The organism is Ornithinibacillus sp. FSL M8-0202 (assembly GCF_037975285.1).
GTDB classification, from domain to species: domain Bacteria; phylum Bacillota; class Bacilli; order Bacillales; family Amphibacillaceae; genus Ornithinibacillus; species Ornithinibacillus massiliensis.
In genome coordinates this window covers 2,545,455-2,567,245 of sequence record NZ_CP150248.1, presented here as the reverse complement: position 1 = coordinate 2,567,245, position 21,791 = coordinate 2,545,455, and the positions used below count along the sequence as shown (strand labels likewise).

Annotated in this window: 20 protein-coding genes; 5 read left to right on the top strand and 15 right to left on the bottom strand. The window is 35.8% G+C overall.

Annotated elements, in window-relative coordinates:
• Window positions 1-19: 19 nt before the first annotated feature.
• The 10 genes from MKY78_RS13145 to MKY78_RS13100 form a co-directional block, all read right to left on the bottom strand.
• Window positions 20-787, bottom strand: a complete 768-nt coding sequence (locus MKY78_RS13145; protein ID WP_339213266.1) for a CpsB/CapC family capsule biosynthesis tyrosine phosphatase — start codon at window positions 785-787, stop codon at window positions 20-22.
• A 179-nt stretch (window positions 788-966) separates the two neighbouring features.
• On the bottom strand, window positions 967-1,731 hold the full coding sequence (locus tag MKY78_RS13140; RefSeq protein WP_339213264.1) for a CpsB/CapC family capsule biosynthesis tyrosine phosphatase: 765 nt from the start codon (window positions 1,729-1,731) through the stop codon (window positions 967-969).
• A gap of 229 nt (window positions 1,732-1,960) precedes the next feature.
• Entirely contained in the window at window positions 1,961-2,650 is a 690-nt protein-coding gene (locus MKY78_RS13135) for a CpsD/CapB family tyrosine-protein kinase (protein WP_339213262.1), read from the bottom strand.
• A gap of 2 nt (window positions 2,651-2,652) precedes the next feature.
• Window positions 2,653-3,390: a Wzz/FepE/Etk N-terminal domain-containing protein gene (locus MKY78_RS13130; RefSeq protein ID WP_339213260.1), complete on the bottom strand. Its 738-nt coding sequence runs from the start codon at window positions 3,388-3,390 to the stop codon at window positions 2,653-2,655.
• 397 nt (window positions 3,391-3,787) lie between these two features.
• Entirely contained in the window at window positions 3,788-4,528 is a 741-nt protein-coding gene (locus tag MKY78_RS13125; protein WP_339213258.1) for a hypothetical protein, read from the bottom strand.
• A 79-nt stretch (window positions 4,529-4,607) separates the two neighbouring features.
• Window positions 4,608-5,843 (bottom strand): serpin family protein, encoded by a 1,236-nt coding sequence (locus MKY78_RS13120; protein WP_339213256.1) that lies wholly within the window; start codon window positions 5,841-5,843, stop codon window positions 4,608-4,610.
• 104 nt (window positions 5,844-5,947) lie between these two features.
• Entirely contained in the window at window positions 5,948-6,082 is a 135-nt protein-coding gene (locus tag MKY78_RS13115) for a YvrJ family protein (RefSeq protein ID WP_186868399.1), read from the bottom strand.
• 63 nt (window positions 6,083-6,145) lie between these two features.
• Entirely contained in the window at window positions 6,146-6,361 is a 216-nt protein-coding gene (locus tag MKY78_RS13110) for a DUF2922 domain-containing protein (RefSeq protein WP_186868398.1), read from the bottom strand.
• Between the two features lie 48 nt (window positions 6,362-6,409).
• On the bottom strand, window positions 6,410-6,634 hold the full coding sequence (locus MKY78_RS13105) for a DUF1659 domain-containing protein (RefSeq protein ID WP_339213253.1): 225 nt from the start codon (window positions 6,632-6,634) through the stop codon (window positions 6,410-6,412).
• A gap of 205 nt (window positions 6,635-6,839) precedes the next feature.
• On the bottom strand, window positions 6,840-7,772 hold the full coding sequence (locus tag MKY78_RS13100) for an LCP family protein (RefSeq protein WP_339213251.1): 933 nt from the start codon (window positions 7,770-7,772) through the stop codon (window positions 6,840-6,842).
• 239 nt (window positions 7,773-8,011) lie between these two features.
• Between MKY78_RS13100 and tagD the strand changes: the two genes are divergently transcribed.
• A complete protein-coding gene (tagD, locus tag MKY78_RS13095) occupies window positions 8,012-8,410 on the top strand; it encodes a glycerol-3-phosphate cytidylyltransferase (protein WP_339217908.1) in 399 nt (132 codons plus the stop codon).
• 143 nt (window positions 8,411-8,553) lie between these two features.
• Here the strand turns inward: tagD and MKY78_RS13090 are convergent, their stop codons facing one another.
• On the bottom strand, window positions 8,554-9,720 hold the full coding sequence (locus MKY78_RS13090) for a nucleotide sugar dehydrogenase (protein WP_339213249.1): 1,167 nt from the start codon (window positions 9,718-9,720) through the stop codon (window positions 8,554-8,556).
• Window positions 9,721-10,175: 455 nt separating this feature from the next.
• Here MKY78_RS13090 and MKY78_RS13085 point away from each other — a divergent pair, with 455 nt between their 5' ends.
• The 4 genes from MKY78_RS13085 (at window position 10,176) to MKY78_RS13070 (ending at window position 14,203) form a co-directional block, all read left to right on the top strand.
• Window positions 10,176-11,204, top strand: coding sequence for an LCP family protein (locus MKY78_RS13085; RefSeq protein ID WP_339213247.1), 1,029 nt, complete (start codon window positions 10,176-10,178; stop codon window positions 11,202-11,204).
• Between the two features lie 502 nt (window positions 11,205-11,706).
• Window positions 11,707-13,254 (top strand): IS21 family transposase, encoded by a 1,548-nt coding sequence (istA, locus tag MKY78_RS13080; protein ID WP_339213245.1) that lies wholly within the window; start codon window positions 11,707-11,709, stop codon window positions 13,252-13,254.
• Window positions 13,251-14,006 (top strand): IS21-like element helper ATPase IstB, encoded by a 756-nt coding sequence (gene istB / locus MKY78_RS13075; protein WP_339213243.1) that lies wholly within the window; start codon window positions 13,251-13,253, stop codon window positions 14,004-14,006. Before istA ends, istB begins: the two co-directional genes overlap by 4 nt.
• A complete protein-coding gene (locus MKY78_RS13070) occupies window positions 14,003-14,203 on the top strand; it encodes a hypothetical protein (RefSeq protein ID WP_339213241.1) in 201 nt (66 codons plus the stop codon). Before istB ends, MKY78_RS13070 begins: the two co-directional genes overlap by 4 nt.
• 1,201 nt (window positions 14,204-15,404) lie before the next feature.
• Here the strand turns inward: MKY78_RS13070 and MKY78_RS13065 are convergent.
• The 4 genes from MKY78_RS13065 to MKY78_RS13050 all read right to left on the bottom strand — a co-directional run bounded on the left by MKY78_RS13065 (window position 15,405) and on the right by MKY78_RS13050 (window position 21,765).
• A complete protein-coding gene (locus tag MKY78_RS13065; RefSeq protein WP_339213239.1) occupies window positions 15,405-16,487 on the bottom strand; it encodes an MraY family glycosyltransferase in 1,083 nt (360 codons plus the stop codon).
• A 744-nt stretch (window positions 16,488-17,231) separates the two neighbouring features.
• Window positions 17,232-18,728, bottom strand: coding sequence for an ABC transporter ATP-binding protein (locus MKY78_RS13060; protein ID WP_339213237.1), 1,497 nt, complete (start codon window positions 18,726-18,728; stop codon window positions 17,232-17,234).
• A gap of 17 nt (window positions 18,729-18,745) precedes the next feature.
• Entirely contained in the window at window positions 18,746-19,522 is a 777-nt protein-coding gene (locus MKY78_RS13055) for an ABC transporter permease (RefSeq protein ID WP_339213235.1), read from the bottom strand.
• Between the two features lie 179 nt (window positions 19,523-19,701).
• Window positions 19,702-21,765 (bottom strand): glycosyltransferase family A protein, encoded by a 2,064-nt coding sequence (locus tag MKY78_RS13050; RefSeq protein WP_339213233.1) that lies wholly within the window; start codon window positions 21,763-21,765, stop codon window positions 19,702-19,704.
• Window positions 21,766-21,791: the final 26 nt, after the last annotated feature.

Here is a 21,791-nt window from a genome sequence, read left to right as displayed (position 1 = left end):
GATTCACATAATATTCAGTCTAAAATAGACCGAATACTTTTCTCTTTTTCTGAATCCGTTCGGGTTCAATGCGATTCACATAATGTCCGTCAACAACTAGCTGTGCATTCTCCATGAACATATAATATGCTTCATTACCATGCTCATTCTTCAAAATGCGATACGCTTCCTTCATAATAAATCCTCTTGAGGTTGTGTTATGCGCATCTGACGCTATAAAGTGAGCTAGATTATGATCAATTAATTGATGGGATAATTTTTGCACCGCCTTCCCGAATTTACCGGCTAGACTTGCCGCGGTAACCTGGGTCAGGGCACCTTTTTCAACAAAATTGTAAAGGGTAGAGGGATGTTCAGCTATATGACGGTTACGCTCTGGATGTACAATAATTGGCTTATATCCCGCAACCTGAATATCAAATAGCATTTTCTCTGCATAGCGAGGCACATCTCCAGATGGAAACTCAACAAATACATACTGCGTATGATTAAGTGTTGCAATAATCCCAGTTTCTAATTCCTGCAACATGTCTCCATGGATACGTGTTTCTTGTCCTGTAAGTACGGTTAGAGGAATATTTTCTTCCTGTAATGTTCCATTTAATATTTCCACATATTTTTCAATATCTTCTCTTACATTGGTAAATTGACCATTCTGATGATGTGGTGTTGCAATAATCGTGTGAATTCCTTGTTTCACTGCTTCCTGTGCCATCGCTAGGCTGTCGGTAATTGTTTGTGCGCCATCATCAATTCCAGGCAAAATATGACTATGAATGTCGATCATTGTAATCTCACTTCCTACTTTTCTATAGTATAACAATTCTAACAGATAGTTTCATAGTTTTACAGAAACTTTACATAACTATCTATAAATTATTTACACACACATGCACAACTCTTCTTATCGGTAGATAAAATCTCAATAATGGGATGTGGTATTGAAAATATGTAGGAAATATTACGTTATTTTCTAAAAAGCTTCCATTTACTAGTATTCATTCGCATCGGTTCATATTTCTCAATAGTTTGACCTTGGATTAGTGAATCATTATGTTGTATCAACCGATAGGCAACTCCCCTATCCATTCTCGTTAGTCGATCTATTGCTTCTTTAAAATGTTTACCATATGCTTTACTTACATGCGCATTAGAACCTATAAAATGTAATAGATTCGCCTTGAACAGTTGTTCCGTAAGCTTCTGCACCTTTTTTCCTCCTGCGCCAATTATACTGCCTGCTGCGAAAGATGCCAATGCACCATTTTTTATCATTCTATACAATAAATTCGGATTTTCCTGGATTAAGGGATGCAGCTCCGGATTACTAATAACCGGTACAAATCCAGCGAGCTGAATATCATAAATAATACTCTCCATATCCAAAGGAATTTCATCCTCTGGTAGCTCAACATTTACATACTGTGTATCGGCTAGGGTTTGAATTTTTCCAGCTTTCAAATCATGTACAATGCCATTATATAATTGCACTTCTTGGCCCGGTAAAATTTTGACTGGTATTTTTTCTTCCCGAAGTTTCTCATTAATATATTTTACGGCTATTTGAATATCTCCTGCTGCATTTATAAAGGTGTCATTCTGATGATACGGGGTTGCTATTATCCTGTTAACTCCGTATTTTGCTGCTTGTTTTGCCATTTGAATTGTCTCCGCTAATGTGTTCGGACCATGATCGAAACCAGGCAAAATATGACAATGTATATCTATCATAACGTAAAACCTCACTTTTTCCAGAGCAGAGAAGCTCTTGTCTTTTTAGCCCTTTGTATACACCATTATGTAAGTATAATTAACTAGTTATATTTTACTACATCGAACATTATAGCAGATACGATTCAATTTGTAATTCATTTCTATTATCGATTTTCTGTTAATACAGCAACGATCAAAAAAAGCCTATCCCATCTACACATTTAGTAGAAAGGATAGACTTTTCTAATTAACTACCATAATAATAGTAATTCGCTTCTTTTTTATCGCGATCATTTAGCACCGCACCAAGGAACTTCGCTTTTCCTTGCTTTAGTACCTCAATTGATTTCTGTGCAGCTTCATATTCTGTTTTCTTACTACGAATTACGATTAATGAAGCATCACATTTGTTCGAGAGAATTTGCGCATCAGCAACCGCTAGTACAGGGGGAGTGTCGAATAATACGATGTCATATATTTCTTTTGCCTCTTCCATAAACTTCTCCATACGCCTTGAGCCAAGTAGTTCTGATGGATTAGGCGGAATCGGGCCGCAGCCAATTACATCTAAACCATCTACATCTGTACTCACAATAGCATCATTAATGTCCAAATCACCAACAAGAATATTACTTAATCCTTTTAAGTTATCAAAACGGAACGTATAATGAACAGTTGGCTTTCTTAAATCAGCATCAACTAATAGCACCTTCAATCCTTGCTGAGCATAGACTACCGCTAAATTAGCAATCGTTGATGATTTCCCTTCCTCAGGACCAGAGGAGGACACAAGCAGTGTACGCACTTCATCATCAACTGAAGCAAATTGAAGGTTCGTACGTAACGTACGGAACTGTTCCGCTATCGGTGACTTAGGATTTAACTTCGTAATTAGATGTCTCATCTTAGATACTGCTTGTCTTTTTTTACGTGCCATCCTTAAGCCCCCCTATTCTTTCGATTTTGAGAAAAATTTGCTACTGAATTCTGAATATCCGATTCATCTATATGGCTAATAACACCAATTACAGGTACATTTAAACGCTTTTCAATATCACTTTCTGTCTTCACCGTATTATCCAGATATTCTAATAAGAATGCCAATCCAATCCCAACCATTAATCCTAATACAAGTGCAATGGCAATGTTTAACTTCTTATTCGGACTTACTGGTGATGGATTACTAGCTGTAATTGCCGGTGATAGAATTTCCACATTATCTACATTCATAAGTACCGGAATTTCACGCTGAAACACAGAAACCGTCGTATTAGCAATTTGCGTCGCCATTTCTGGATCGGTATCAGTTGCCGTTACAATTACAATCTGTGAAGAATTCGGACTAGTCACTGCTATTTTATTCTGTAATTCTGAAGCAGTAAGGGATAAATTTAATTCTTCTATTACTCCATCTAAGATACGAGGAGTTCTAATTATTTGACTATATGTATTAATCAGTTCCACATTTAATCGCACATCATTCACACTATACTGCACTGCTGGATCAGTTGGCTTTTGGTTAACAATAACCTCTGTGCTAGATTGATAGGTTGGTGTTAAAACAAAAAAACTAATAATAGCACTTACTAACACCGCAACTACCGTAATAGCAATGATAAGCTTTATCCTCTTCTTGATAACATCAAATATTTCCTTTAAGGAAATTGTCTCTTCCATGCTTCAACCTCCATAGTTTCTTCTTAGGGATAAAAGAAAGGCTCTTATACCTAATTATCAATTCCCCCATATACAAGCTTCTAGTTTGTCATGCTATTGATAACACCTGAAAGTAAAATGTTACATACAAACGACATTATATCACAGAAGATGACATTTTGAATGAAAAATCTAAAAAAATCTTCAGTTAACATAGGCATTTTTCCTATTGGGATGATTTATGGGATGGTTTTAGCTCTATTTGGTTGAGGAGATTTCGTTTAGTATAGTTACCAATATCGTATGAATCTGTTGAATTTGCTAATTATTAGTTCTACTTTAACGTTCATACTAAGGTTGATTGTTTACTATATCCACCTATAAATAAAGCTGCTAACGCTAAGTCAGCAGCTCATTATTATTTCGGTTCAAAATTCACTTCATTCAGCCCACTAATCTGAATTACTTGTCCTTCTTCTAAATTCACTGTTATCTGCGTGACACCTAGTTCACCAGAAGCATCGAGAATTTCATTTGTTGCGGGCAGATCCATAGCGTTATAGATTACAAAGTTCCCCATACCACTTGGGGCCGTGACATTATACCGACCAGGTTCAATATCCAGTCCCACTTGCCAAGTTCCTGTGGAGAGTGTGTTAGATAAGGACGTTTCTGCCGGGGTAAATGTTACATTATCAAGGCCAGAGATTTCGATCTCATGTCCAGCTTCCAAATTCGTCGTAATACTGGTTACGCCCATCTCGCCTGAATGATCAAGGATTTCATTTACAGTAGGTAAGCCATTCTCATCATATACAAACAAATTACCCGTACCATCACCGGTAATGACATAACGACCAACTGGAATATCTTCCCCTACCATAAACTTTCCAGCATGAAGCGTTGTCTCTTCTGCATTTGAATTGTCCCTAGTAGCTTGCTCCTTGTTAGAATTTTCCCCTTCTATTACATCATCATTCGTATTTGGGTTTTCTCCAACTTCGTCTGTTGTATCTGTTTGTTCATTCCCGTTTTCCCGGGATTCTAAGGGATCCTCTTCATTCCCTGTACCAAAAAGGACAAATAACAGGATGATGATAACAAGTAACCAAAACCACCACTTCTTGTAAAATGGTGCTTTCGTTTTTTCATCCGCCATAATCAATCCCTCCTTCGTGATTACTAGTATGTACTAGTATTAGGATCGCTATTACAAGGAGGGGATATGACACTATCCATTATGGATTTCGAATCGCTCCCATAAATAATATTGTTTCTGTTTCATCATCTACAATGGCTAGGAAAAAGGGCCGGTCAACCCTCATGTAGAATGGTCCATCCAAAGTAGCCGATTCTGTGACCACTCCAACAGAGGTAGAGGCAGCTGCCTCGGTACCTTCTTCATTCACTTCCAGGAATGTCTTTTGTTTCACTTCACTAATCCAAATAGGATCCTTCTCTTCAATCATCCGTGTGAAATCAGCGTTATAATCAAAGGCAGACTCCATCCCAAGTTCTTTTAATATATCATTCAAGACTAGTTCATATTCCAATTCAAATGAAGGTAGGTAAACTGTTCCTTCTTTTTCCTTGAAATCCCCTGTCCATTTCTTCCAATTATCATAAGTCAGCATTTCCAAAAATCCCTTTAAGTCCTTTTCTTCCTTTGGCAAGAATACTTTCATGCTCATTTCTTCATTTCCATATGGTAGCGATACAGCTTGAAAATCATCAGTAGCTAGGTATGCTAATTCTTCCTCAAGCATCATGAGCGGTATTTCTTTGGATGTTTCATCATCAAGATAAAAAGAGCTCACTTCTGTTCTTTTCTTATTAAATTCATACTTCCATTCACCTTTGAAATAAATCGCATTTAGAAGAATAGCCACCGTATCAGAATCGAGTGGTGATGTTATGACCTCATCAATCTTCTGATTGGTGGAACGCTTGATCCAATCATTCATTTCGTTTACTGTATCATCAGTAGAAATATCGAATTCCTCTATGTGTGCATTGAAATAATCCCGATTTAATTGAGCAAAATCCTCTTGGAAGGAAAATCGATTATTTAACCAGATGGAATTCGCTACATGTAGTTGAATATGGTCTGAATCTCGATGAAGAATGTCCATCCATGAAGCATTGGCCTTACTCAGCTCCAGTGAGTCCATTCCGTTACGATGTAAGACAGCATTCATTTCATCTAAGGTATTGCCATCTGCACCGTTTTGGACCATCGACAACGCTATGAATAAACTTATCGGCGAGAGGAATAGATTTCCATCTTGCTTTAATTCTTCAGAAGCTAGTAAGTCGAATCCTAATTGATTGTTATGTAAAACAACCTGCTGATAATCTTTACGACCAAACTCTACATCCTCGTTAATGATCGAACTATTCCTTTCTTGTCCACAGCCAATTAGTAATAATAATATTCCGCCATAGCAAATCCATAATATACAATGCTTTTTCACCAAGACCACCTCCGTAACGAATAAGACGATACAATTTAAGCAAATGTTTCCATTAGTTAAGACTGGGGACAAGATGGTTAACAAGCCTGTCCCCCTTCCTAACCTTACTTCATCTTCTCTGGCAGTGCATGAATTGACTCAATCAATAGGTTCAGCTTCCCTTCAATACGATGCAGTAAGTAAAACGTTACCGCTACCGGAAAGCCTAGATCTGTGATGAGTGATATCCAATTTTCCACCTTGCTCACCTCCATACAAGTAAAAAAGAGGCTACCTTGCGCTTAAGGTAACCTCCTTCATCGTTAGACTAATTCAATTTCTTCCACCGTGCGGTCAACGATACGTGCACTATGCTTCGCTACTAAATCCCCGCCACTTGACGTGAATGCGTTTTGGGCAATGATTTCATTCATCGCTTCTGAAACGCTAGCAGGATCAACTGGCTCGATTGGTTGCTCCAATGAATAGGTTACAATTTTACCGTCCGTATTTTCGAACTTTAACTCTAGTACCTTCACGTAAGCTCCTCCTTTCCCCTATATTCCAAGCCGCTTCGCAATAGTCCCTTAACCTTGACGAATATCAGAACTATCCTTACGCTCGATGTTAAACAATGGACGCTCCTGCAATCCAGCAAACGCATTTGCAATTGCATAAAGCTGATCTGGTGTTGCGTCTGTCTTCACATTGTTAAAGCTCTTCGCTTTATAAATAGGACTCCCATTAACTGGGTCATTCCCATCATGAAACACCAGACGCAGCTGAGAATTCATTAAATCTGCCACAGCCATGCTCAAGCACCTCCTTTCACTACTATAATCGTGAGAAAGGAGGAAAAAGGGGCAAAGAATTTCGGAAAGAATTTATGCGCTACGCTGTTCTATATCATGCAAATTTAATCTCACTTTCCTAAAGGAATTTTCGATTATATTTAAAAGCAGTAGGTTAAATTTTCTTGCCATAGGTAACCTAAAGTTTACGTCTGATTTACATGTCTTAAAGCTCTCCTGCTGAATCACCGAGCATATGATGAACCTTTTCCACTTCTTCATCCGGAATAAGGAGATAATAGACACCATCCATTTCCTCTATGCTCCCTTGAAGCATATAGCTCGATACCGCTTTATGACTATCAGTGTAGTTCTCAATGAAATCCTGCATCAGGTCAACATGCAAATTGGTTCTCACATTCTCTAACATAAAATCTAGTAAAACCTCTAGCTTATGTATCGTTAGCTCCTTAGTACTTGAATCGAATATTGCATCAAGTACTTGACGCTGTCTTATTATTTGAGTAAGGTCATCCATAGGGTTATCAGCGAGCTTCTGAACATATCGCATCGCCTGTGTACCACTCAAATGAAGCTCCCCACTAGCAAAGTGAACGCCATCCACTTCAAAGTCCAACTGATTATCTACCAGAATACCACCGAGGGAATCAACTAAATCCGCTATACCAGTTAGGTTCAATTGAACATAGTAATCTAGCTCCATATCGAGTAAATTCTCCACGGATTCCACTACCATTTCAACTCCTCCATTAGCAAACGCATGAGCTAATTTCCCCTCCGTATCCTTGCTCATCATATTTACCCATGTATCCTTGTGAATATTAATTAGGTTAATCGAATCTGTACTTGGATTTAAGGATAAAACAACGATTGAATCGACTTTCCCAACATCTCTAGCACGTTGCTCTACTCCTAGAAGAAGAAAGTTAAGTCTCTCCTTATTAGCAAGCTTTTCCTTTGAACGCTCGTCGTCAATAGTTGAAAGAGGGTGATACATACGATCATGAAAGGTTTCCATTACACTACTATAATAGTTATCTATATGAACTACTGTTATAATGACGCATAAGATGATCGCTCCTATACTAATGGTTAGCCAATGTCGTTTTGTTTTTTCATCCTTGTTGGAATTGGACATTCTCGCCTACCTCATTCGAATTTAGAATTTTCTTTATAATTTATTTTATTATACATTTTTTAAGAGGGTTTTGCCATTTATTATTGATAATAATTGGCAGACTTGCTAGTATCATAAATTACTTGTAGACGAATATACGAGGAATTAATCGTATGATAGATATTTACATTTTCTTATTGTTTATTACGTATTGGTGGAACTATGCTATTATGATACTAATAACTGGAGGTGCATGTAGGATGAGGAAGGTTATAACATATGGTACATTTGATTTACTTCATACTGGACATATTAATCTACTCAGACGAGCTAAGAATTTAGGTGATTATCTAATCGTAGCCGTATCTACAGACGAATTTAACCAGTTGAAAAATAAAAAAGCGTATCATAGCTTCGACAATAGAAAAGCAATCGTAGAAGCAATTCGCTATGTCGATGAAGTCATCCAAGAGGACACGTGGGAACAAAAGATTGATGACGTTATAAAACATAATATTGATGTATTTGTAATGGGTGACGACTGGAAGGGGAAGTTTGATTTCTTAAGGGAGTATTGTGAAGTAATCTATTTACCAAGAACCATCGGCATTTCCACCACAAAGATAATGCAAGATTTATGTAACGACAACAATCGATAAAAAAATACCTGTATGAAGAATAGAGGACATTGGATTTTGGGCCATATTTAACAAGCCAAAGATTTCAATTATACGCGTTTACGATTAAAGTGTCCTCTAATAGAAAGAAGCTCCCATTGAAAGTGCCAATGGAGCTTCTGTTATTAGTCCCTGCTAAACACATCTCTTGTATAAACTTTATCTTTCACATCTCTTAATTCTTCCGAAAAACGGTTAGCAACAATGACATCACTAATCTGTTTAAATTCTTCAAAGTCATGAACCACTCTTGAATTTAAAAATGTATTTTCCTTTAAGGTAGGTTCATAAATAACAATGGCCACACCATGGTCTTGAATTTGTTTCATCACATCCTGTATTGCCGATTCTCTATAATTATCCGAACCAGATTTCATTGTTAGCCTAAAAATTCCAACCGTTTTTGGTTTTCGTTCCAAAATCATACGAGAAATGTGGGTTTTTCTAGTGTCGTTTGCTTCAACAATAGCCTTAATAATAACATTCGGTACATCTTTATAATTAGCTAAGAGCTGTTTCGTATCTTTTGGTAGACAATAGCCACCATACCCAAAGGAAGGATTATTGTAGTGATCGCCAATTCGCGGATCTAATCCAACTCCCTCAATTATTTGACGAGTATTTAGCCCCTTTATTTCTGCATACGTATCTAGCTCATTAAAGAAAGAAACCCTCATAGCAAGATAGGTATTGGCGAAAAGTTTAATAGCTTCAGCCTCTGTTGAATTTGTAAAAAGAACCGGAATATCTTCCTTAATAGCTCCCTGTACTAGCAAATCAGCAAAAGTTTTTGCTCGATCTGATTGCTCCCCAACTATAATTCTAGAAGGATACAAATTATCGTACAGAGCCTTCCCTTCTCTTAAAAATTCTGGTGAGAAAATAATCTTATCTGTATTAAACTGCTTTCTAACTTTATCCGTAAATCCAACCGGAATAGTAGACTTTATTACCATTACAGCATTAGGATTTATCGACAACACTTTCTCTATTACATTCTCCACACTACTAGTGTCAAAATAGTTTTTATCAGGATGGTAGTTGGTTGGTGTAGAAATGATTACATAATCTGCATGTTGAAAAGCTAGGGTATCATCAGTTGTTGCGGTTAAGGATAATTGTCTTGAAGTTAAATATTCCGCAATCTCTTTGTCTTCTATCGGAGATTTTCTATTATTAATCATATCTACTTTATCTTTCACTATATCTAGTGCAATTACTTCATTATGCTGAGCTAATAAGATAGCGTTGGATAGTCCGACATATCCAATGCCAGCTACTGTTATATTCATTGTAGTCACTCCTTAAAATTCCTCTCCTAATTATACCATTATGTTATAGTGAGTAAGGATAATTTTATTCGTTTTCGTGGACATATACATAAGAAGACAACATCTCCATTAAGCAAATGTCCCAGTGTTTACTATATAGGGTAACCTATTACTTTTCCAATATTCTTTGTAATATCCATACACAACCTACATTGTGTGACAATTCACATACTAATCCCATTAAATAAGTTTCTAACCTAAATTGGTTACTATTAATAAGTTGTAGTTGAAATGATCTAAATATGCTAGAATAGTTTGTGTCTTTTGAAACATCTTTAGTTAAGTTTCGTCTAATGTAATGACAGTTTTTTCATGTACATGTAATAAATTTTTAATGTACGAGTGTCTTAATTCATAGTAAAATAAAGGATAGCTTTTAATCTACAAGTCTTTTAAGAAAAAGGGGAAAAATTAAAATGGTTAAACAGGATTCCGACCAGTCTCGGATGGTACAACGAAAGAAAAAAAGAAAGTTAAGGAAAAGAGTATTTATACTCTTAGTGCCACTACTGGTTATATTTGCTGGAGTTGGCTACGCTATATCTTTATATATAAAGGCAGACGCTGCTATTACCGACTCATATGAAGATGATGGAAGAGAGAAGTCCAAATTTAGGGATGTGGTTGTAGATCCTAATGTGGATAATGTATCGATTTTAATTATTGGTGTTGATGAAAGTGACCATCGTGCTAACGAAGGAAACTCAAGGTCCGACGCATTAATTCTAGCCACTTTGAATAAAAAAGATAAAAGTGTAAAATTATTAAGCATCCCTCGTGATTCTTATGTGTATATACCAGAGGTTGGTTATGAAGATAAAATTGCTCATGCCCATGCATTCGGTGGGGTAGAAGCATCCATTGAAACCGTAGAGAATTTATTAGAAATACCTGTCGACTATTATGTGAAGGTCAACTTCCATGCATTTGTTGAAGTTATTGATGCAATTGGTGGTATTACAGTCGAAGTACCTTATGAGTTTTGGGAATCAAATTCAGAAGACAAGAAAAATTCTATCCACCTATTACCAGGTGAGCAAGTATTAGACGGTGAAGAGGCACTAGCTTTAGCTCGTACTAGAAAGCTAGATAACGATATAGAACGTGGAAAACGCCAAATGGAAATCATCAAAGCAGTAGTTAAAGAATCCATGTCTGCTAGTTCCATTCTAAAACTAGGAGATGTAATTGATGCAGTAGGATCCAACATGACAACTAATATGACATTTGACGAAATGACAAGTTTAGTTTCTTATGCCTTAAATGGAGACGGCCTGGATATAGAATCGATGACCGTAGAAGGTTCAGATTATCAACCAGGATCGATTTACTACTGGCAGTTAGATCAAACATCACTATATGATGTAAAAACATTGCTTAAGAACCATTTGGAGTTGGAAAGTACCGATTTAGTCAAGAAATCTATTGATGTCGATACTCCTTAGCTATAATCCTAGTTAGTGTACTTTATTACTAACTAGGGTTTTTTATTACCCAATTAAAAGTAAGCATAAAATAAATAGGCTACACCTATTTATAATCTATACACTTTGTCAAGGACATTAAAAAAAGACTAGATGGCATCCAAAAGATGATTTCTGTATTGAACAGGGGTCATCTTTTTTTAATCCCATGGATAACGGTAAGTGTTATAGTCAATCATATACTATTTAAATTCCTTTTTAAGCGCTTCTAAGGTATCGCACTTTATAATGTTGTAATCTTCATCTTTAAACTGGCCACGGAATGATTCCTGAGGGGCATTTCCCATAGTTACCCCTTCGTTGATTATTGCGGATGAATTGAGCCACTTATGCGGAGTTTTGAGCCACCAATTGCGGAGATGAGAGCCATCTTCTGCGGAATATAGAGCCACTATAGAATAGCCTCTTGTATAATGAAGTAGCATGCAGACATGCATGACATTATTATACAGGAGGTTTTTTTATGGTTAATTGTCGTAAGATTCTGGAACTGTATTTCGAAGGAGTCAGCCAGAGAACCATTAGTTCTAGCACTGGACATTCAAGAAATACAGTCTCTGATGTCATTCGACGCGCTAAGAAATTAGGTGTAGAACGTTTGAACGACACCATGACCAATCCATGGCTAGAAGCGTTTCTCTTTCCAGAGAAACAGGCTATTGAGAAAGGTTATTTTCCAGTTGACTGGGAGAAAGTTCATAAGGAACTGCAGAAGAAGAATGTCACTTTGGCTTTATTACATCACGAGTATGCAGTAGAGGCGCGTGATGGTGGCAAGATTCCTTATGCCTATCGAACCTTTTGCGAAAACTACGGGAAGTATGCGAAGAAATATAAACTCACGATGCCTATACGCAGAAAACCAGGTGAAGTTATGGAAGTAGATTGGGCTGGCACAACGCTTGAGATTATGGATCGTTCAACAGGAGAAACCATTCCAGCGTATGTTTTTATTGGGACCCTGCCTTACAGTCAATACAGTTACGTAGAGGCATTTCTAGATATGAAATCACCTAGTTGGTTAACGGCTCACATCCATGCCTTGGAGTATTTTGGGGGAGTTCCGGAAACTTTGGTTCCGGACAACCTAAAAACAGGAGTTACCAAAGCGCTTAGGGGGGATCCTATCCTCAATGAAGCCTATCGTGAACTTGCAGATTATTATCGAACAGTCATCGTTCCTAGTCGTGTTCGAAGACCGAAAGATAAAGCCAGTGTTGAAGGAACAGTTGGTTATATTTCTCGACAGATTATCGCTCCTTTAAGAAACTATCAGTGTTTTCATATCGAAGATTTAAACCAGAAAATCTTTGACAAGTTAGAAGAAATTAATACGATTGATTTTCAAAAGCGACCAGGTTCACGAAAAAAAGTGTTTGAGGAAGAAGAGAAATCCTACCTTCAACAGCTTCCTCAAACAAGGTACAAGCTTACGGAATGGAAAACAGCAAAAGTTCAACTGAACTACCACATCCAAGTTGAAAGAATGTATTATTCCGTTCCCTATGATTATGTCCGAGAGTCTGTCGATATACGACTAACTACGGATTTAATTGAAGTTTACTTCAAAGAGGTGAGAATTGCATCCCATAAACGATTAAAAGGTGAGATTGGTCAGTATTCTACGAATACAGATCATATGCCTGATAATCATCGGTTATATCTGGAACATAATCCTGAAAATAATCGGAAGTGGGCTGAAACGATTGGATCATCTATGACGCAATTTGTCTCTTATATTTTGGAAATGAACGTGGAGAAAAAAGCATTAAATATCCTTAGTACATTAAGAAACTTATCTACTAAATACACAAAGATAGAAATGGAAAAAGCAACAGAAACATTACTTGAGATATCAACAAACCCCACGGTTTCTGTTTTAAAAGGCGTGCTAGAAAGAAATAAAAAACGAAAACTAAAACAAAAAGTAGCAACTAATAGCCATAATACCGACTCCAATGACTTTGGATTTGTACGTGGTGCTCAATACTTTGGGAGGGATAATAAATGATGAATCAAGAGACTTTACGTAAATTAATAGAAATGAAAATGGGTGCAATGGCAGAATTATACCAGCAACAGGGGAAGAATAAAGAATATAACAGTATGGATTTTGATGATCGTTTCAATCTACTGGTAGATTACGAGTATGATCGTAGAAAAACAAATAAACTAGAACGGTTAATTAAGCAGGCAACATTCAATGAACCAACAGCAGCTATCGAAGATATTGAATATCATCCAGATCGTAAGCTAGACAAAAATCTTATTCTAGAATTAGCAACAGGGAACTATATTCAAAACCATCATAACATCATTTTAATGGGTGCATCAGGCAATGGAAAAACGTGGATAGCCAATGCATTTGGTGTTCATGCTTGTCGCCAGTTTTATAAAGTAAAATATGTTAGATTACCAGAATTACTTGATGAATTAGCTGTAGCAAAATACGAAGCAGATGGTAGCTTCCGGAAGTTAATTCAAAAATACAGAACCGTAGATTTATTGATTCTTGATGAGTGGTTACTAACAGAGCCTTCAGAGGAAAATGTGCTTCATATATTGGAGATTATTGAGGCAAGGTTAAAGAGAGCATCTACTATTTTCTGTTCTCAATACTCTCCGGAAGGATGGCACGCAAAACTAGGACAGGCACAGATAGCTGATGCGATTCTTGACCGTATTGTTCACGATTCTTATCAGATTCTTTTGGATGGTGATGTTTCTATGAGAGAACGTCATGGACTGGTGGGATCTAAATGATTCCGATAGAGGTTGAACATCGTATAGCTACGTATTTTCTTCACAGGTATTTGCCTAGCGAGGTAATGATTAAAGTTGAAGAAAAACTATTACCTACTTGCATAAGGACTGCAGATGAGGATTTAGATTGCGATGAACTTGTGAAATGGGCAATTGAGATTATTGATAGCCTATTAGAGAATAACAAATTCAGATAAGATAACAGCCACTCAAGCGGACTTCCGTTAGAGTGGCTCTCTTGTCCGCACTTAATGGCTCAATCTTCCGCAAACACTGGCTCAAAAGTCCGCACAGCTGGCTCAATCTATCCGCAATACTCATTCGTTACATAGATTGAATTTATTGTATTTCTTTTCTAATGAATGGAGTCCGGACTGGTGTAGAGTGCTCCTTGACTAGAGTGTATAAATGCATCTTTAGCTAATTTTACTCTTTAATTTTTCTTGAGACTTCGAATGGTTTCTGTTGCCAGCTCTAAAGCTAGACTGCTAAATACGTCGTAAGCCGATATTTCATTGATAGATCTATCCTTAATCGTGCTTTCATCATTCTTCTATAAGGGTTTGCTTTTCTAATTGGACAGCTATTCTTTAACTTATAAGTTTTTTATCATTTCCTTTAAAAGTATAAACTTCTGGGATGCTGCTAATTCTATTCTTCTTTCGCATCCTCCCCACTATTATTTTGAGCTTTTGTAGTAGTTCATTCTCTGCTTTCAATAAGTGATTTTGTACTCAGGACGAACGTATTTCTCCTCTAATGAAAGTTCTTTTCCACTCGGTCTACCGGATTTTCCTTTTCTTATCTTTTTCTTTTAGCCCACCTACTCCCTCTTTTCTATACGCTGCGCCATCTTTTAGCTGCTCCCTCTACACGCTCCATGCCAATTATATCTATATCAAGACATATTCTATAAATATTTCCCGTAGTTATTTCCCACTTCCATATTCCGTAATAAAAATGCGTTTAAATCCATCGTTATAGGTAATCCCTTTACTACTAACTGATTTACCATATAGTTTAGGTGTTAGTATTTAAATTTCTTTCTCTGTAAATATCTTTTTACTCATTTTAGTTTCCCCATTCTGAGTAATTCCAGGCACTCAGAGTGCCACTAAGTAGCTCACTTTTAGTATAGCTGAACACCTAATTTGTCTATTTCCTCATTATACATAAAAGCACCCTATAAAGTGGACTTTTTAAAGTGTCTACTCTATAGGGTACATTTTATTCCAAGGACGGGATTTCCTTTTCGATAAGGGTGAGATGGAAAAGGTTCGACAAAGGCTATTAGAGCGTTTACCTAACGGTGAGAAGAAAAACTATGCCCCGACCTTTAAACTCCAACAATTACATGACTATAAACTTCAGATCTTACTTTTCTTATCTAGCATAGTATTAACCATTCCGTTTAACCTTTTCCGTCCCGATAATTTTTCGAATTCTATCAAGGATTGGTTGTTTACCACCTTTGGCAATACCAGCTATTTCAACGATGAGTTGAATGCCGATAATTAGTACGACTGTTGTAATTGCAGAGGTTAATAGTGCCCCGCTATTAAAAGTGATGGCTAAAATTCCGAAGAACACACTGAAGCCATATAGGATTATTACTGAAGTTTTATGGCTATATCCCATTTCCATTAAACGATAATGAATGTGCTCATGGTCGGCTGTAGCAATGCTTTCCCGTTTAATGATTCTACGTAAAATCGATAGAATCGTATCGAACACAGGTAATGCAATCACCATGATTGGGATTATAAAACTAAACAAGGCAACATTTTTAAATAATCCAAGCATGGATATAACTGCTATTGAATAACCTAGAAATAGTGCTCCAGTATCTCCCATAAAAATTTTTGCTGGGTGAAAATTATGATAGAGAAAACCTACACAACTTCCTATTAAAATAACACATAATGAAATGACGACTATACGGTAATCGATAATCGCTAATACGAGAATACTGGAAAGTGCAATTCCAGATACCCCTGCTGCAAGTCCATCCAATCCATCAATAAGATTTATGGCATTAGAAGCTGCAACAATCCAGAAAATAGTAATGATAATTCCTATTCCCTCTAGGTAAACCGTACCAAAGAACGGAATGGTCAGCTTTTCAATTACCACGCCAGATAATGCTACTACTAAAGCTGCAGATGTTTGACCAATTAGTTTATATAATGGTTTCAACCCGATTATATCATCGAGAATCCCAGTTAATAGCATAATGATTGCACCAACAATAATCGCTGTCATCTGTGAATTTTCTGGCTGTAAATAGAGAAATCCTACTGCTGTACCGATAAAAATTGCAAGACCACCCATACTTGCAGTGGTTCTTTCGTGCTTCTTTCGATTATTATCTGGCATATCTACACATTTTAATTTTATCGCTATTTTTTTTATAAAGGGTGTTACAGCCAATGTAGTTATAGCGGATAAGAAAAACGCTATAACTAAGTCTACTACTTGCATCGAAAACACCTACTTAGATAAAAGATTTACCACGAATCATTTACATGCTTCGTTTCGATTTATGAATGCATGATTGTAGTTCAAAACACTAAATATATCTTACCATAGTTCCCAAAAGGGTACATACTAATTAATCGAAATAGGTTGATAGACCTAGATTAGTAGTAGAGAAATAAAATAATGAGCTATTGTAATGGATAGATAGAGATATGAGTAAACTGAACAGCTAATCGAAAAACTTATACAATAACTGACCTAGTTAAAAGCTAACTCATAACGTAATCTTATACTAACAACACGGTACTTTACTACTATATACAGAAAAAGATTAGCGCCTATTGTTTGGGAAAAATAATTACTATTTTATACCGTTTTAATCCAATAAGATAAATGATTGTATGGTATCGTATATACTATAGGATTGGCATGTACGTTTACCAGATAAGTACCTTTTAGTATAGTTTAAGGGTACAAGGGTAATATCGCAAATTAGGTAGTCACCTTAATACCGTTAACTTCCTTTAAAGTTTTAATACACTAATTTCATGATTCTAAGTACTTGTGGGGGTAAGTTCCTTCTCAAAACATGAATGTATAGATGAAATAGTAATGGGGGTGCTAGAACAGCTGTTATCATTTACTATCCTGAAGAGTAACTACTGCTCGCTGCTTACACGATCATTAGGGAAATAAAATAAAAAAAGCAGAGTAGGCTTAATAACTACTCTGCTCAAATGATTCATCTTATTTATTTGTAGACTCTCTATATTTAGCTACTGTTTCCTCCGCGCTTCCATCAAACTTAATAGTGCCCTTCTCCATCCAAATTGCTCTAGTACATACCTTTTCAACAAAAGCCATACTGTGAGAGACTATGATTACGGCCTTAGCACCTTCAATCATTTCTTGAATTCTTGCACTTGCTTTCTCTTGAAAAGCAATATCTCCAGTTGATAATGCTTCATCTATTATAAATATATCTGGCTTTAAAACGGCAGCAATACTGAATCCTAGTCTAGCCTTCATTCCACTTGAATATTGCTTAACTGGTTTATCAATTGCATTTTTAATTCCAGAGAATTCTACAATTTCATCGTATTTTTCGAATACAACTTTTTTAGGAATTCCTAGTAACATAGCATTTAAAAATATATTATCTTTTCCAGACAAATGTTGGTTGAAGCCAGTACCATACCCAAGTAATGCAGATGTTCTACCTTCAACTTTTATTTTTCCCTCATCCGGTTTGTATATATTAGTAAGAACTTTACAAAGCGTACTTTTCCCTGCCCCGTTATGCCCAATAATACCTACAACTTCTCCCTCTTTTATTTCAAAGTTTAAATCTTTTAATGCCCAGAAGTTATCTTGGTTTTTTAATTTAAAGGAAACACCCACATTTTTAGCTTTAATTACTGCATTGTTTTTAACAATAGTCTCTGTTTTATCAATTTGTAGAATTCTTTTTTTCTTCGGTTTAACCTTTGGTAAACTTGCCCTATACTCAGCAACTATTGTTTCTGGATCACCATCACCGGCAACTTTCCCCTTTTGCAACCAAATCAATCTATTACAATGACGCTGTGCGTAAGCAAGACTATGTGTTACTAATATAACAGCCTTTGCCTTTATAACAAGTTCCTTCATTTTCATCGCGGCTTTTTTGCTAAACGCTGCATCTCCAGTGTTAAGTGCTTCATCAAGAATTAATATTTCTGGTTCTAAGTGTGAAGCAACACTAAATCCAAGTCGTGCTTTCATACCGCTAGAATAATATTTCATTGGTTGATCCATGAAGTCTCCCAAATCAGAGAACTCGTGTATGTCATCAATATATTGATTAATTAATTCCTTATCTATTCCCAACATCATTCCATTTAGATAGACGTTTTCTCTACCTGTTAATTCCTTATTAAATCCCATACCAAATGAAAATAATGCTGTTACTTTACCATCAACTTGCATAAGTCCAATATCTTCTTTGAGTATCCTTGAAATTACTTTACTAATGGTAGTCTTACCAGCACCGTTAGAGCCAATTATACCTATAATTTCACCGTTATAAGCCTTAAAGTCAATTCCCTCTAATGCCCAAAACACTTTCTCTTCTCTATTTTTTTCTTTTCTTGCTTTATTTGAGAATAATTGTAATGCCCTTGTTTTAATATCATCTTTATTTCCTGAAAAATACTTCACACCAACATTCTCAGCTGAAATAATTTCATTTTTCTTATCGTCCACAGTATCACTACCTTTTATTAGAACGCTTTTATAATCTTGTGTTCGTTTTTACTGTAATGAATTACCATATAAATAATAACAGCAACAGATAGTATTAGTATAACTCCTAATCCAATCCAATTTGGACTAGAATTATACATTAATATATCACGATATGATTCTACAATAATGGCTATTGGGTTATATTCAACAGCCCAACTATATTTGTCCGGCAATCTTCCACCAACCCAAATTATTGGTGAAGCGTAGAAAAAAATACGTATTACATATGTCAGAATGTTATCGATATCACGAACGAACACATTAATATAACCTAGGAAAAAGCCCAATGCTAACAAGAAAACCATAGTTATCATAATAATAACTGGTAAGAATATGATTTCCCATCCTGGAATAATACCATATAGAATAAGAAATACTGCAGCAACACCTAAGCCGAACAGAAAATTAAACAGTTGAGATAGTACAAATGCTATCGGAAATATTACTTTTGGTATATATACTTGATTTATGATTGAACTATACCTGAGTATGGACTTAGCTGAACTATTTATACTAGAACTAATCAGTCTCCAAACTACTAATCCTATAACTAGGAAGACAGGATAGTTTTCTTCACTTCTTTGTAGAATAATTACAACGAGAAAATAATATACTAATACGTTTAGTAAAGGGTCTAAAAGCCACCAAAAATAGCCTAGGTAACTGTTTCGGTGTTCTGCCTTTAATCCCGATTTAACCAAGTATATGAGAAGGTCCTTCCGTTTAAATACCTCACTTAAATATGATTTCATGTCTAAACACCGCCTGAAAGGTTACATTAATATACAGTTAAAAGTTAACACTCAAAGCATTATACCATATGGATAATAAATAATAAATAATAACCACGTTTACTATTCTAGGAAATAGAAAAGTAAAGTTCCGCCTTACCAACTATACCAAAGACGAAACTTTTATATTCATACGGATCTTACAATTCATCCGTTGATCCCCATTGAGGTTTTAAACCCATTGTTTTATATAAATTTCCCTCCATGAGGTCCCTTTCGTTACTGGTTATCAATTCATTATGGATTACAAATGATGAATTTGCTTCAATAATAGGCGCGCTATCAAGTGAATATTTTAGAACCTCTGGATTAATTATAATCACTCGATTAGCCTTCAATTCTTCATTAGGTACTAAAATATCTATTTCCTTTTCATCGATAAACTCAAAAATTTCTCCCGTAATATGGGAATCTGGACTACCTTCATAAAATGGCCAATGGAAGATGGCTACCTTACTATTACTTAGTTCTAATTTACTAAATAATTCTTCCAATTCATTGATGCTACTTCTTGTAGAATAGTCTGCTATAAATATAATATCGTATATTCTATCAATTGGTTTTATCACCTTATTAGGTATAGGACAAGGAAAATGACGGTTTATTTGTTTGGGATCCATATAAAGTTGTTCTGGTGTAGTTGCTTTTTTATGCCACCAAGTAAATGCCTCCCTATATGTTCTTCTTAACCCAAAACGAATGGTCTTTACATGAGTTGTACTAGTACCTGTTAATGACTTTTCATTCGCCAAAGCAATCGATAAAGGTACTTTTGGTTCGACTCGAATGACACTTTCTTTACCATAGACTTTTTCAATTCGCCAATGAAATTCTGTATCGCCAGCAACTCTTACACTATCCCATCCCCCAAGTTTATTAAATACTTCCCTATTAACCAATAAGGAAGAAGCATTCATCATAATAAACTTCCTGCTTAATAAAGAGCCTCCGTTTAAAGGTGTTACATCTTTTGTCGCCCTAACAAGAAAGGAGATAGAAGCAACTGATCCTGGGTTATTAAGTATTGCTTTCAACTGCAATTCTAACTTTTGTGAGTGGGACCAATCGTCCCCATCATGAATTGTAATGAAATCACCAGTTGCGTACTGCAATCCAGTATTCCTTGCAGAGTAGGCGCCCTCATTATTCTCTTTTCTTATTAATTTAATTCGTTCGTCTTTCTCAGCAAATTTTTCAACAACCTCTGCAGTATTATCGGGACTGCAATCATCCACAACAATAATCTCCAGATTCTGTAAAGTCTGATTTAATAAACTTTCTAAAGCGATATGAATTAAGTCTGCAGCATTATATGCCGGAATAATAACTGATATTTTGTATTTTTCTAGTACGCTTTCAACTTTGGTTCTTGGCGTCTTAATATTTTCAAGATCTAATTGAATTGTATCATCAATTTTTTCAATTAAATTGTAACCAAATTTATCATATATTAAATTATACCAATTCATTTTCTCAGTATCATTTTTTACCACGTGAGCCATACTTAAGCATAATTCTGTCATTAGTCCTCTAGCATCAATGACATCCCACACTAGTCGTTTAGCGAGATCTATTTCCCCTAACTTTTTCAAAACCTTTATTTCCATAATGGTTCTCTCTGGACTTGCAACATCCATAGGCTTGATTTCATTAATATACTCTAATTGTTCATAGGTCTTTTGATAATCTCCCTGATCATAGTACCAACGTGCTAGTATAGTCGCTGCCCTTATTTTATCATTTTCCGTGGTCTGGGATGATTCTCTCATATTAATTAGTTCTTTTAAGGCATATGTAGAAAAGCCACCCCAAAGTTTATTTTCCAACAAAACTGAATTAAATTTCCGTTTCTTATCTTTTGCTAATTCTTGTTTAGTTGGTTCATCCATAACTACACTTTCGTTCTTACCTTTTAATAAACCGCCTATTTTCCTAATAGGTAAACTTAACTTCCAAGAACGACTACTATTAATTTTTTTCAATTCATTTTTACTTCTATTTCTTAAATTCTGCTCTCTTTTAAATCGTTGTTTCACTTTTGCATACTGTTGTTCTAACTTCTTTTCTTCTTCTTCCAACACTAACCGATATTCTAGCCCTTTTTTCAATCTAATATCTAGTTCAAATTTCTTTTTCTTTAATAAGTCAATCTCCTCCATACTAGAATTAACTTCTTGCTGTGAGTTATCATCAAATTTAGTCACCTTACTACCTCCTAATGCCCAACCTC